This window comes from Actinomadura harenae (genome assembly GCF_003696215.1).
In the GTDB taxonomy this organism is placed as follows: Bacteria; Actinomycetota; Actinomycetes; order Streptosporangiales; family Streptosporangiaceae; genus Spirillospora; species Spirillospora harenae.
In genome coordinates this window covers 37691-50870 of record NZ_RFFG01000006.1, presented here as the reverse complement: position 1 = coordinate 50870, position 13180 = coordinate 37691, and the positions used below count along the sequence as shown (strand labels likewise).

Below are 13180 nucleotides of genomic sequence, written 5' to 3'. Positions count from 1 at the left end.
GTGTCCGGCACCCCGCCTCGCACGCGCGCGACCGGCCGCCGGAGGGCTATTCCTCGTAGCTGGGGTCGACCGACTCGGGGGACATGCCCAGCAGGTCGGCGACCTCCTCCACGACGAGATCACGGACGAGACGGGCCCGGTCGCGCTCGGTCGTCGCCCGCGCCTCCACGGGCCTGCGGTAGATCACCACGCGGACGGGGCGCCCGCCGTCTCCGGGCAGCGTCGCGCCCAGCGGCACCGGGCCGTCCGGCGGAAGCGGCTCCTCGGGGACGTCCTCGACCGCGAACTCGACCTGGGCCAGCTCACGGCCCCAGCGCGCGGCGATGCGGCGCACCTCGTCGGCCACCAGGTCGTCGAACCTCTCGGCACGGGTGCGCGAGATCGGGGAGAGCGGGGGCGTCAAGGGACCACGCAGGCCACGGCCGTGCCGGTCACGGCGCCGTGTCTGTGGGCCGGCCGAAGGGCGGCCTGCACCTGCCACACGGGATCGCACACGTCCAGAGTACCCCCGCGCGCGCTTTCACCCCGCCCGCACGGCGGGCTCACGGATTGTGATCGTTATCGCGGAAATCGACCGGTAACGGCGACACGTGCCGCGGCGGTGGTGGCGGACGCCGTCGCGGCGGGGTACGGTCGGCCATCGTGAGCCCCGTCCGCATCTGCTCCCGCACCGCCTGCAAGGCGCAGGCAGTCTTCACGCTCACGTACGTGTACCGCGACTCGACCGCGGTCCTGGGGCCGCTCGCCACGTACGCCGAGCCGCACTGCTACGACCTGTGCGCGGAGCACTCCGAGCGGCTCACCGCGCCCATGGGCTGGGAACTGGTCCGTCTCCCCGTGGAGACCGAGACCGAGCCCAGCGCCGACGACCTCGAGGCCCTCGCCGACGCCGTCCGTGAGGCGGGCCGTCCCGCCCCCGGCGACCGCGAGGAGCCCATAGGGCAGGCGACCGAGGTCGGACGCAAGGGCCACCTCCGCGTCCTGCGCAGCACCGACTGAGCCCCGCCCAGGGGCGTCCTCCGCGTACGCACGGGAGGCGCCGGGCGCGTCCGTGGGCGCTTCGGAGGCAGGGCCCGGGGTGCGCCGAAGTTATCCACAGGACGGGTGTGCTCCGCCCCTCGGTGCCCGCCGCCGGTAGGCTCGGGTCCCGTCAGTGTCGGAGAACCGGGGAGCAGGAGTGGGCGACCTCGCCAAGATCTTCAAGGCGTACGACATCCGGGGCGTGGTCCCGGACGAGCTCGACGCCGAGACCGTGGAGCGCGTCGGAGCGGCCTTCGTCCGCGTGACGGGCGCCCGCACGGTCGTCACGGCCCACGACATGCGCACCTCGTCCGTGCCGCTGGCCGCCGCGTTCGCGCGTGGAGCGACCTCGCAGGGCGCCGACGTGATCGAGGCCGGGCTCGGCTCGACCGACCTGCTCTACTACGCCTCGGGCGCGCTCGACGTGCCCGGCGCGATGTTCACCGCCAGCCACAACCCGGCCAAGTACAACGGCATCAAGATGTGCCGCGCCGGGGCGCGCCCGGTCGGCCGCGACACCGGGCTGACGGAGATCCGCGATCTGGTCGAGAGCGGCGTCCCGGCCTACGACGGCGAGCCCGGCACGGTCACCCGGCGCGACATGCTCGACGGTTACGCCGAGCACCTGAAGAAGCTGGTCGACCTGTCCGGCATCCGGCCGCTGAAGGTCGTCGTCGACGCCGGCAACGGCATGGGCGGGCACACCGTCCCGACCGTGTTCGAGGGCCTGCCGATCGACCTGGTGCCGCTGTACTTCGAGCTCGACGGCACCTTCCCGAACCACGAGGCCAACCCGATCGAGCCCGAGAACCTGCGCGACCTGCAGGCCAAGGTGCGCGAGACCGGTGCCGACATCGGCCTGGCCTTCGACGGCGACGCCGACCGCTGCTTCGTGGTCGACGAACGGGGCGAGATCGTCTCCCCGTCCGCGATCACCGCGCTGGTCGCCGTGCGCGAGCTGGCCAAGCACCCGGGCGCGCACATCGTGCACAACCTGATCACCTCCAAGGCCGTCCCGGAGATCATCACCGCGCACGGCGGCGTCCCGGTGCGCACCCGGGTCGGGCACTCGTTCATCAAGCAGACGATGGCCGAGAGCGGCGCGGTGTTCGGCGGCGAGCACTCGGCGCACTTCTACTTCAAGGACTTCTGGTTCGCCGACTCCGGCATGCTCGCCGCGCTCCACGTGCTCGCCGCGCTCGGCGGCCAGTCCGGCCCGCTGTCGGCGATGCTGGCCGAGTACAGCCCGTACGCGGCCTCCGGCGAGATCAACAGCGAGGTCGCCGACCAGGCCGCCGCCACCGCGCGCGTCCGCGAGGCGTTCGAGGGCCGCCCGGGCGTGACCGTCGACGAGCTGGACGGGCTCACCGTCGCCGGCGGCGCCTGGTGGTTCAACCTGCGCCCGTCCAACACCGAACCGCTGCTCCGCCTGAACGCGGAGGCCGACGACGAGACAGCCATGGCCGAGGTCCGCGACGAGGTCCTGGCGATCGTGAGGGAGAAGTGACGATGAAGCTCGACTCCTGGCTGCTGGAGATCCTCGCCTGCCCGAACTGCGGCGGGGCTCTGGAACAGGACGACAAGGCCGGTGAGCTGGTCTGCACCGGGTCGTGCAAGTACGCCTACCCGGTGCGCGACGACATCCCGGTGCTGCTGGTCGACGAGGCCCGGACGCCCACCCCGTGAGCGCGGCGCCGGAGGACCCGGAGGCCCCCGCCCGGGCCGGCGCGGCCCCGGCCGGCGCCGACCCGGCGGGCCTGGACGGCGTCGACGAGTCCCGGCTGGAGTCCGCCGCCGCGACGGAGGCGGCCGACCCGGGCGGGATGCTCCGCCAGGTCGCCTCGTCCGCCGCGCAGATCCGCGAGGCGCGGATGCTGGCCACCGAGGCCGGGATCGAGCGGATCGCCGACGAGGGACGTCCGCGCGCGGTCGTGGTGACCGGAATGGGCGGCTCCGGGATCTCCGGTGACGTTCTGGCCGCCGTGTGCGGTCCCGGCTGCCCGGTGCCGGTGCTGACCGTCCGGGGGCACCGGCTGCCCGGCTGGGTCGGCGCGGCCGACCTGGTGATCGCCGTGTCCTGCTCCGGCGGCACCGAGGAGACCCTCGCGGTGGCGGCCGAGGCCGCCCGCCGCGGCTGCCGCCTGCTGCTGGTCGGCGGCGCGGAGTCGCCCCTGTCCCGGCTGGGCGAGCAGACCCGAGGCCTGTTCGTCCCGGTCCGGTCGGTGGGGCAGCCGCGCGCCACGCTGTGGGGGCTGACCGTCCCGCTGCTGATGGCGGCCCGCGCGCTGCGGCTCGCCGACGTCCCGGACGAGGTGCTCGAGTCCACGGCCGTCCGGCTGGAGGACGTCGCGCACCGCTGCCGTCCGGCCAGCGAGCCGTTCGTGAACCCGGCCAAGCGCGTCGCCCTCGACCTTCTGGGCGACGTCCCGATGGTGTGGGGCTCGTCCCCGCTCGCGGGCGTCGCCGCGTACCGGATGTGCTGCCAGCTCAACGAGAACGCCAAGTACCCCGGCGTCTTCGGCGAGCTGCCCGAGGCCGGCCACAACCAGGTCGTCGCGTTCGACGGGTACTTCGGCCGCTCGGGCGGCGGCGCCGGTGACCCGGACGACTTCTTCCGCGACCGCACCGGCGACGCCGAGCACGGCCTGCACCTGGTCATGATGCGCGACACCGACGAGCATCCGCAGGTCGCGAGGCGGCGCGAGGTCTCGGCCGAACTGGCCGCCGCGCGCGGGGTCCCGGTCACCGAGATCCGCGCCGAGGGCGACCACCCGCTGGAGAGAATGGCGACACTTGTAGCCGTTGCCGACTACGTCACGGTTTACTTGGCGATCGCACTGGGCGTCGACCCGACCCCGGTGACGACCATCCAGGAGCTCAAGGCGAGGATTGCGGACGTATGAGTGCTGAAGGCGGAGGCAAGGCGATCATCGCCGCCCTGGGAGCCAACCTGGGGATCGCGGTGTCGAAGTTCGTCGCGTTCGCCTTCACGGGCTCGTCCTCCATGCTCGCCGAGGGCATCCACTCGATCGCCGACTCCGGCAACCAGGTGCTGCTCCTGGTCGGGCGCAAGCGGTCCGAGCGCGAGCGCACCGCGCGGCACCCCTTCGGGTACGGCCGTGAGCGGTTCTTCTACGCCTTCATCGTCGCGGTCGTGCTGTTCACGGTCGGCGCGGCGTTCTCGCTGTACGAGGGCGTCCACAAGATCCAGCATCCGGAGAAGGTCGACTCGCCGATCTGGGCGTTCGCCGTCCTGATCTTCGCGATCGTGCTGGAGGGCTTCAGCTTCCGGACCGCGATCGGCGAGGCCAACCAGACCCGCGGCACCCGCTCGTGGGTCGACTACATCCGGCGCGCCAAGGCCCCCGAGCTCCCGGTCGTCCTCCTGGAGGACGCCGCCGCCCTCATCGGCCTGGTCCTGGCGCTGGCCGGCATCGGCCTCGCCGTGGTCACCGGCAACGGCGTCTGGGACGGCGTCGGCACCATCGCGATCGGCCTGCTGCTCGCCGCGGTCGCGACCGTCCTGTCGATCGAGACCAAGAGCCTGCTGATCGGCGAGGGCGCCGACGCGGAGACCCAGGCCAAGATCGTCGAGACCCTCGAGTCGGTGCCGGAGGTGGACCGCGTGATCCACATCCGCACCGAGTACGTCGGTCCCGAGGAGCTCCTCATCGCGGCCAAGATCGCCGTGCACCACGACGAGACCGCCGCCGGGCTCGCCCGCGGCATCGACGCCGCCGAGGAGAAGGTCCGCGCCCGGTTCCCCGAGGCCCACCTGATCTACCTCGAGCCGGACATCGACCGCTCCGGTTCCCGGCCCACTCCGGCCACCTGACCCCGACGCCACCGGCCCTGACCACCGGCCCTGGCCACCGGGGCCCCGGCCCGTCCGGCCGGGGCGCGGTCGTTCATCGGGGACGTGGCGTGTTGGTCCAGGTCAGGGCCTGCGCGGGTGAGCCGTTCGGGGTGCTGAACGTCCCGGCGGCGCGGACCTCCGGAGTGCCGGGGACGAGCGCCAGCGCGCTGATCGTCCCCGACGTCCTGCCGGAGCCCGCGACGGGCAGCGGCGGGCGGGAGACCTCCCACGACGTCCCGCCGGCGTGCGCCAGGTAGGGCCGGGAGGCCGCGTCCGCGCCGGAGATCCAGACTCCCTCCTGGCCGTCCGTCACGACGGCCGTGGCCCCGAGCGGGGTCCCGGCGACGCGACCCGCCCTGGCGCCCGCCGGGCGGCCGGACGCGGGGAGCGGAGCGGGGACGACCGACCAAACGTGCCCGTCCCAGTGCTCGACGAGGGCCGCGCCCGAGGGCGTCGTGCCGACCGCCCACACGTTGGTCGGGGAGGCGGCGGCCACGGCGGACGGCGTCGCCTCGGCGGCCTGCCGCGGGGGAGACGTGGAGATCCAGGAGCGGCCGTCCCAGCGGAGCAGGAGCTGGCGGTCTCCGGCGGTGCCGACGGCCCAGGCGTCGTCGGGGGCGTCCGCCGCGACGGCGTTCAGGGCGCTGCCGGGGGCTGATCCGGTGGGCGCGACCGTCCAGGAACGTCCGTCGAAATGCCAGGTCACGGCCATGGTTCCGGCGAATCCGCCGGTGCTGCCGACCGCCCAGACATCGCCCGGGGCCCGTGCGGCCACGCCTCGGGCGGAGATCGGCTTTCCGCCGGAGGCGGGGAGCGTGCCGGGCGTCCAGCGCCGTCCGCTCCAGTGGGCGGTCCGGGCGCCGCCGTCGGCGCTAGAACCGACGATCCACGCGTCGTTCGCGGACACGGCCGAGATCGCGCCGAGGGCGGTGCGGTCGGGCAGCGGCAGCGGGGTCCGGCGCCAGCGGGTTCCCGTCCAGCGCAGGGCCAGCGGGACGGTTCCGGCCCGTCCGACGGCCCAGCCCGTCCTGCTGGACGGTGCGCTGATCCCGGTCAGGGCCGTTTCGCCCGGAAGGCCCTCCGGGCGGACGAAACGCCAGCACCGGCATTCCCGCCTGTGGGGCGTCCGCGCGTTCGGACGTGCGGCCATTCCGGACAAACCGGGCGACGTCGTGCAGTCCCGGGTGCGCGGATGGGGTGCTGGCGCGCAGGACGCCGTCCCGGCGGACGCCGAGGAAGGCGCCACCAGCAGCGCGGCGGCGGCCACCGGCAGCAGGAGCACGGCTCTGGCCGGTGGCGGCAGGAGCGCGGCGGCGGCCTGTGGTGGCGGGGGTGCAGCCGTGGCCGAAGGCGGGGGTGCGGTGGTGGCCGAAGGCGGCGGATGCTCGGTGGACGTGAGCGTGCGTACGCGATGTCTTTGCAAAGCCATTGATCCCTCCGGACAACGATTGTCCGGCGGGGTGTGCGCGGAGCGCGGGAGCGGCGGGCAAAAGCCGCGTAGATCAGGGGGAAGGGGGAAGGCAGCTCCCCTCGTCGGCCGGCCGAAGCCGGATCGACCCCAGCCCAGGCTAGATCGGCGATGCCCCCGGAGGGAGGCCGGCCGGCCGACGCGGGGCGCCTTCCATGCACGCCGACCGGACCCCTGAAAACCGGACGGCATCGCGTGACCTCGGCAGCCCACCGAACCCCCTATGTCGGCGGTGCCGCCGCGTCGGTCACGGTTAAGACATTACGGGTGCCGCCGTCATTCTGACGTCCCCCTCAGGGAGGGAAACCATGTCGTCCTCCAGGGGGATACGAGTCGTCCGCATGGCTCCGCACGGTGAGGCAGGGCGCGTCGCGGTGCGGTCACACTGGAGGGGTGACCAGCGACGACCAGCCAGAGAACCCCGCACCGCCGACCGCGTTCGGCCCCGCCCTCGCGCGCCATGCCTGGCTGCTGTCCGGACGGGTCGTCGCGGGTGTCGGCCAGCTGCTGCTCTGGATCCTGACCGGCCTCGGCGCGGTGCTGCGCCCCCTCGGCCGCCGTGTCTCCGCCCGGCTCAACGGGCCCCGCGCCCAGTCGGCCGCCGGAGTACCCGGCCCTCATCCTGGAGGCGGACACCCCGGCATGGCGGGCGGTCCGGGCGGGGGCGTTCCCTCCGGAGGGGCCTCGACGACGGTGACGGCGCCGCTGCCCCGGTGGATCAACGGATGGCGGGAGTTCACCGAATCCTGGTACTTCGCCCCGCTGACCGGGTTCGCGCTGACGATCGCGGCGCTGGCGGAGCTCGCGCCGGGCGCGCGGTCGCCGATCAGCGTCGCCGGCGGGTTCGCGGTCGCCTCGACGCTGCCGCTGGTCTGGCGCCGCGAGTACCTGCGCCCGGTCGCGGCCGTCGCGCTCGGCGCGTTCGCCGCGAGCCTGCTCACCGGGCAGGAAGTGCTGGTCACGACCGTCCTGGCGGCCCTGTACACGCTGTACGCGCTGGCCCGGCAGCTGCCGCGCCAGTCCGCCGGGGTGCTCGCCGTGGGCGGCGTCGTGACGGTCGCCGTCGTCTACCTGGCCACCGGCACCCTCGATCACATCCCGTGGCCCGCCGCCGTCGTGGCCGTCCTGGCCGCGACCGGCCTCGGCGACGCCCGCCGGACGGTCGAGAGCGCCGGACGCACCGAGGCCGCCGCCGAGGAACGCAACAACGAGACCCTGACCAGGCTGAACGCCGTCCAGCGGGAGCAGGCCGTGATGCGGGAGCGGGCCCGGATCGCGCGCGAGCTGCACGACGTCGTGGCGCACTCGGTGTCCATGATCGCCGTCCAGGCGGAGACCGCGCCGTACACGATGGACAGCCTGTCGCCGGAGGCCCGCGAGGGCTACACGGAGATCGCCCGGACCGCGCGCGAGGCGCTGGTGGAGATGCGGCGGCTGCTCGGCGTCCTGCGCGCCGACGCGGGTGCGGAGGCCGACTCCGCGCCGCAGCCCCGGCTGGACCGGCTGCCCGAGCTGGTCGACCAGCACCAGGGCGCGGGCGGGCGCGCCGACCTGGTCGTCCAGGGGCAGCCGCGCGCGCTGTCCACGACGGTCGAGCTGTCGGCGTACCGGATCGTCCAGGAGGCGCTGACCAACGCGCGGCGGCACGCGCCCGGCGCGGACGTCCACATCGAGCTCACCTACCTGCCCGACCGGCTCGCCGTCCGTGTGCGCGACGAGGGCGCGGACGGGCGGACGATGATCCTCAACACGCAGGCCGCGGTCGGCCACACGGTCGTCGAGGGGCTCGGGACCGGGCCGTCCGGCACCGGAAACATGCCGCCCGGCCGTGGGAACGTGCCGTCCGGCGGCGGGCACGGCCTCCTCGGCATGAAGGAACGTGCGACCATGCTGGGCGGACGGTTCTCCGCCGGACACGCCGTGGACGGCGGATTCGTGGTGGAGGCCGAGCTTCCGCTGACGAGGGAGGACCCCACCCGTGACCCAGGGACGAGCCGCTGACCGCCACGGCGCCACCGCATCCGCACCCGCGCCGTCGCCCGTCCGCCCCGCCCCGACGCGTCCGGTAGCGGCCGCCTCCGCGGTCGCCGGGGCCCCGGGAGCGCGGCCGTGATCAAGGTCCTCGTGGTGGACGACCAGACGATCGTGCGCGCCGGGTTCGCGGCCCTGCTGGACGCGCAGCCCGACATCTCGGTCGCCGGGCAGGCCGGCGACGGCCGTGAGGCGGTCCGGCTGGCCGAGCGGCACGCCCCCGACGTGGTGGTCATGGACATCCGGATGCCCGGAATGGACGGCATCGAGGCCACCCGCCGCATTCTGGGCGGACCGGGCACCGACGGCACCCGCGTCCTGGTCCTGACGACCTTCGACGTGGACGAGTACGTCTACGAGGCCCTCGCCGTCGGCGCCAGCGGCTTCCTGCTGAAGGACGCGACGGCCGACGAGCTGGTCTCCGCCGTCCGTGTCGTGGCGCGCGGCGACTCGCTGCTCGCGCCGCAGGTCACGGGCCGTCTCATCCGCGAGTTCACCAAGCAGCGCCGGACGCGTCCGACCCCGCCCGCCGCGCTGTCCACGCTGACCGCGCGCGAGACCGAGGTGCTCGTCCTGATCGCGGCGGGCCTCTCGAACGCCGAGATCGCCGCGCGCCTCGTCGTGAGCGAGCACACCGTGAAGACCCACGTCGCGCGGGTCTTCACCAAGCTGAACCTGCGCGACCGGGCGCAGGCCGTGATGCTCGCCTACGAGTCCGGCCTGGTCGTCCCAGGTGAGGGCTCCACATCCGACTAGAAAGCCCGGCCTTACCGCCTGGCACCGCGGGGCCGTGTGGGGCAGGGGGACGGTGTCTTGGCGGCGTTCGGCCTTACCTGGGCAGGCTGGGCGAGCGGTGGCGGCGGGACGAGACGACCATGCCGGCCAGGCAGGCGGCGGACAGCGCGGGACCTCCGACGACCTGCACATATCCCCACATGTGGAGCGACTTCTTCCGCTCGTCGTACGTCTGCGTGTGGACGCGGCCGCGCGTGGACGTCCGGCAGATGTCGTCCGGGCCCATGCGCGTGCCCTCGCAGCCGGGCGCGGCGACCAGCCGGTAGACGCCCCAGCCGAGCAGCAGAAGGCCCGCGATGACGCCCACGAGCGCCGGGATCTTGTTCCTCATGCCTGGTCGGTCCGCTCTACTCTGCTCGGATCCGGGATGGAAGGTCAGGGGTAGGTCCTGCCCGAGCGTAGACCGGGCCGCCGGAGCAGGCGCAACGCCTTCTCCTTCTCGAAGTCCAGCGCGCGGGCGGGCGGGGCGGACAGCCGTCCGATGCGTTCGCCCAGCTCACGGACGCGAGCCTGCACCTCGGGCTCGGCCAGGACGCGCAGCCCGAAGGCGAGCTCGGCGGGCCCGATGTCGAACCGCTTCTCCAACGCGAGGGCGAGCGCCACGGCGCGCAGCTCGGCGTCCCCGAAGCGGCGATGGCCGCCGCTCGCCCCGGTGTCGCGGGTCGGCGGAAGCAGTCCCAGCCGCTCCCGGTAGCGGAGCATGCGGGGCGAGGTGCCGAGCCGCCGGGCGGCCTCCGTGATGCGCATGGGATCAATTCTGACAAATTTGTGTCAGATAGTCATGGCCCACCGTTCTCGTCGCGAGCCACCGCCTCTAGACTCGCTCGCGTACGGCGTGTCCGAGGATCGCAACAGAGGAGCAACGGAAGCATGGACTACAAGGTCGCAGACCTTTCGCTCGCCGACTTCGGCCGCCGGGAGATCCGGCTCGCCGAGCACGAGATGCCCGGTCTCATGGCGACCCGCAAGGAGTACGCCGACTCGCAGCCGCTGCGCGGGGCCAAGATCATGGGCTCGCTGCACATGACGATCCAGACCGCCGTCCTGATCGAGACGCTGGTCGACCTCGGCGCCGACGTGCGCTGGGTGTCCTGCAACATCTTCTCCACCCAGGACCACGCCGCCGCGGCCGTCGTCGTCGGCCGCGACGGCACCGTCGAGGACCCGAAGGGCGTCCCGGTGTTCGCCTGGAAGGGCGAGACGCTGGAGGAGTACTGGTGGTGCACCGACCAGGCGCTCCGCTGGCCCGACGGCTCCTTCCCGAACATGATCCTGGACGACGGCGGCGACGCCACCCTGCTCGTCCACAAGGGCGCCGAGTACGAGGCCGCCGGGGCCGTCCCGTCCGCCTCCGAGGACGACCCCGAGGAGTGGAAGATCATCCTCGACACGCTCCGCCGCACCATCGCGGACGCCCCGGGCCGCTGGACCGAGACCGCCGCGTCCGTCAAGGGCGTCACCGAGGAGACCACGACCGGCGTCCACCGCCTGTACGAGATGGCCAAGGCGGGCACGCTCAAGTTCCCGGCGATCAACGTCAACGACTCGGTCACCAAGTCCAAGTTCGACAACAAGTACGGCTGCCGCCACTCGGTCCTGGACGGCCTGAACCGCGCCACCGACGTCCTCATCGGCGGCAAGGTCGCGGTCATCTGCGGCTACGGCGACGTCGGCAAGGGCTGCGCCGAGGCGCTCAAGGGCCAGGGCGCGCGCGTCATCGTCACCGAGATCGACCCGATCTGCGCGCTGCAGGCCGCCATGGACGGCTTCCAGGTCGCCGTCCTCGAGGACGTCGTCGGCATCGCCGACATCTTCGTCACCACGACCGGCAACAAGGACATCATCCGCGCCGACCACATGGCGCAGATGAAGCACCAGGCCATCGTGTCCAACATCGGGCACTTCGACAACGAGATCGACATGGCCGGCCTGGCCCGCACTCCCGGCATCGAGAAGATCGAGATCAAGCCGCAGGTGCACGAGTGGCGTTTCGCCGACGGCCACTCGATCATCGTCCTCGCCGAGGGCCGCCTGATGAACCTGGGCTGCGCCACCGGCCACCCCTCGTTCGTCATGTCCAACTCGTTCACCAACCAGGTGATCGCGCAGATCGAGCTGTTCGCCAAGACCGAGGAGTACCCGGTCGGCGTGTACGTCCTGCCGAAGCACCTGGACGAGAAGGTCGCCCGCCTGCACCTCGACGCCCTGGGCGTCAAGCTGACCACCCTCAGCAAGGAGCAGGCCGACTACATCGGCGTCGACGTCGAGGGCCCGTACAAGCCGGAGCACTACCGCTACTGATCTCCGATGACCGCGTCCCTGTGGAGTTGCTCCAAACGGGCCCGGCGGCACAGGCCGTCAGGGGGGACGCGGGATAGGGTCCGAGCGAGCCTGGGGCCGCCGCGTCCACCGGGGAACCGGTCGCGCGGCGGCCCCGTCGCATCCAGCGGAGACCGGGCGGACCGAGCCTGAGCGAGGCCGACCGGAGCTGACCGAGCCTGCCCGGGACGGACCGGAGCCTGACCGGGCCTGCCCGGGACGGACCGGAGCCTGACCGGGCCGACCGAGGCTCACCGAGGCGGACTGAGGCGGACACTGTGGGGGACCGGATGAGCGACGTCGCGGACGCCTCGCTGGCGTACGAAGGCGTCAAGCGGATCGAGTGGGCGGACCGGAGCATGCCGGTGCTGCGCCAGATCCGCGAGCGCTTCGAGGCAGAGCTCCCGCTGTCCGGGCTGCGGATCGCCGCGTGCATGCACGTCACGACGGAGACCGCCGGACTCATCCGCACGCTCCAGGCCGGTGGCGCGAGCGTCGCGCTCGCCGCGTCCAACCCGCTCTCCACCCAGGACGACGTGGCCGCCGCGCTCGTCCACGAGTACGGCGCGCAGGTCTTCGCCCGCGCCGGAACCGACCGCGAGGGCTACTACCGGCACATCCACCAGGCCCTCGAAACCGGCCCCGACCTGGTCCTGGACGACGGCTGCGATCTGGTCAACACCCTCCACACCGAACGCGTCGACCTGCTCGGGACGGTGCGCGGCGGCTGCGAGCAGACCACCACCGGCGTGATCCGGCTGCACCAGATGGCCCGCGAGGGCGCGCTGCGCTTCCCGATGGTGGCGGTGAACGACACCGACACCAAGCACATGTTCGACAACCGGTACGGCACCGGCCAGTCCACCCTCGACGGCATCGTCCGCGCCACCAACACCCTGCTCGCGGGCAAGACCATCGTCATCGCCGGCTTCGGCTACTGCGGGCGCGGCCTCGCCGAACGCGCCCGCGGGCTCGGCGCCCGCGTGGTCGTCACCGAGATCGACCCGGTCAAGGCCCTGGACGCCGCCCTCCAGGGGTACACCGTCCTCCCGATGGCCGAGGCCGCCCAGGTCGGCGACGTCTTCATCACCGTCACCGGCAACCGCGACGTGATCGCCGCCGAGCACCTCACGGTCATGAAGAGCGGCGCCATCCTCGCCAACTCCGGCCACTTCGACGTCGAGATCGACGTCCGCGCCCTGGCCGACCTCGCGGTCGCCGTCCACCGCGGCGTCCGCCCCCAGGCCGACGAGTACGTTCTCGCCGACGGTCGCCGCCTCGTCCTGCTGGCGGAAGGCCGCCTGGTCAACCTCGCCGCCGCCGAGGGCCACCCCGCCGCCGTGATGGACATGTCCTTCGCGGACCAGGCCCTCACCTGCGCCTGGCTCGCCGACTCCGCCACCACCCTCGAACCCGCCGTCCACGACGTCCCGAAGTCCATCGACACCGAGGTCGCCCGCCTCAAGCTCGCCTCCATGTCCATCGCCATAGACGCCCTCACCCCCGACCAGGAGGAGTACCTCCACTCCTGGCGCCTAGGCACAACCTGACCGACCCACCAGCCCACCAGCCCGCCTCCCGCCCCCGCCAACGCCGCGCCGCCCTTCCACCAACGGCCCTGCACCAAGCCAAGGCCACCACCGCGTCACTTGCCACTACCGGCCGTGTCGATCGCGCCGGTCGGCGCAGAC

The 13180-nt window shown here is 73.1% G+C and carries 13 protein-coding genes; 9 read left to right on the top strand and 4 right to left on the bottom strand.

The genetic code is table 11. The features are described 5' to 3' along the window. Window positions 1-46 precede the first annotated feature (46 nt). Window positions 47-403 carry a metallopeptidase family protein gene (locus tag EBO15_RS04835; protein ID WP_233615950.1) on the bottom strand — a complete coding sequence of 119 codons (357 nt, stop codon included), beginning with the start codon at window positions 401-403 and terminating at the stop codon, window positions 47-49. Between the two features lie 239 nt (window positions 404-642). On the opposite strand from EBO15_RS04835, the gene EBO15_RS04830 reads away from it, so the two are divergent. From EBO15_RS04830 to EBO15_RS04810, 5 genes are all read left to right on the top strand, one after another. Continuing rightward, the gene (locus tag EBO15_RS04830) at window positions 643-999 is read left to right on the top strand and encodes a DUF3499 domain-containing protein (RefSeq protein ID WP_122193081.1); all 357 of its coding nucleotides are present in this window, start codon (window positions 643-645) and stop codon (window positions 997-999) included. Window positions 1000-1177: 178 nt separating this feature from the next. Next, window positions 1178-2527: a phosphomannomutase/phosphoglucomutase gene (locus tag EBO15_RS04825; RefSeq protein ID WP_122193080.1), complete on the top strand. Its 1350-nt coding sequence runs from the start codon at window positions 1178-1180 to the stop codon at window positions 2525-2527. Further along, the gene (locus tag EBO15_RS04820) at window positions 2524-2706 is read left to right on the top strand and encodes a Trm112 family protein (RefSeq protein ID WP_122193079.1); all 183 of its coding nucleotides are present in this window, start codon (window positions 2524-2526) and stop codon (window positions 2704-2706) included. Before EBO15_RS04825 ends, EBO15_RS04820 begins: the two co-directional genes overlap by 4 nt. Continuing rightward, on the top strand, window positions 2703-3923 hold the full coding sequence (locus EBO15_RS04815) for a bifunctional phosphoglucose/phosphomannose isomerase (protein WP_233615948.1): 1221 nt from the start codon (window positions 2703-2705) through the stop codon (window positions 3921-3923). Before EBO15_RS04820 ends, EBO15_RS04815 begins: the two co-directional genes overlap by 4 nt. After that, window positions 3920-4855 carry a cation diffusion facilitator family transporter gene (locus tag EBO15_RS04810; protein ID WP_122193078.1) on the top strand — a complete coding sequence of 312 codons (936 nt, stop codon included), beginning with the start codon at window positions 3920-3922 and terminating at the stop codon, window positions 4853-4855. Before EBO15_RS04815 ends, EBO15_RS04810 begins: the two co-directional genes overlap by 4 nt. A 73-nt stretch (window positions 4856-4928) precedes the next feature. On the opposite strand, the gene EBO15_RS04805 is transcribed toward EBO15_RS04810, so the two are convergent. Further along, a complete protein-coding gene (locus EBO15_RS04805) occupies window positions 4929-6158 on the bottom strand; it encodes a hypothetical protein (RefSeq protein WP_147481379.1) in 1230 nt (409 codons plus the stop codon). Window positions 6159-6737: 579 nt separating this feature from the next. Between EBO15_RS04805 and EBO15_RS04800 the strand changes: the two genes are divergently transcribed. Then, complete coding sequence (locus tag EBO15_RS04800; protein WP_122193076.1) at window positions 6738-8345, top strand: sensor histidine kinase; 1608 nt, start codon at window positions 6738-6740, stop codon at window positions 8343-8345. Between the two features lie 108 nt (window positions 8346-8453). Then, window positions 8454-9131 carry a response regulator gene (locus tag EBO15_RS04795; RefSeq protein WP_122193075.1) on the top strand — a complete coding sequence of 226 codons (678 nt, stop codon included), beginning with the start codon at window positions 8454-8456 and terminating at the stop codon, window positions 9129-9131. A 73-nt stretch (window positions 9132-9204) separates the two neighbouring features. On the opposite strand, the gene EBO15_RS04790 is transcribed toward EBO15_RS04795, so the two are convergent. Together EBO15_RS04790 and EBO15_RS04785 are read right to left on the bottom strand one after the other, a co-directional pair. Then, entirely contained in the window at window positions 9205-9501 is a 297-nt protein-coding gene (locus tag EBO15_RS04790) for a hypothetical protein (protein WP_122193074.1), read from the bottom strand. A gap of 44 nt (window positions 9502-9545) precedes the next feature. Continuing rightward, window positions 9546-9917 (bottom strand): MerR family transcriptional regulator, encoded by a 372-nt coding sequence (locus tag EBO15_RS04785; RefSeq protein ID WP_122193073.1) that lies wholly within the window; start codon window positions 9915-9917, stop codon window positions 9546-9548. Window positions 9918-10040: 123 nt separating this feature from the next. Here EBO15_RS04785 and ahcY (EBO15_RS04780) point away from each other — a divergent pair, with 123 nt between their 5' ends. Then, window positions 10041-11471, top strand: a complete 1431-nt coding sequence (ahcY, locus tag EBO15_RS04780; protein ID WP_122193072.1) for an adenosylhomocysteinase — start codon at window positions 10041-10043, stop codon at window positions 11469-11471. 308 nt (window positions 11472-11779) lie between these two features. Then, window positions 11780-13039 carry an adenosylhomocysteinase gene (gene ahcY, locus EBO15_RS04775; RefSeq protein WP_122193169.1) on the top strand — a complete coding sequence of 420 codons (1260 nt, stop codon included), beginning with the start codon at window positions 11780-11782 and terminating at the stop codon, window positions 13037-13039. Window positions 13040-13180 lie beyond the last annotated feature (141 nt).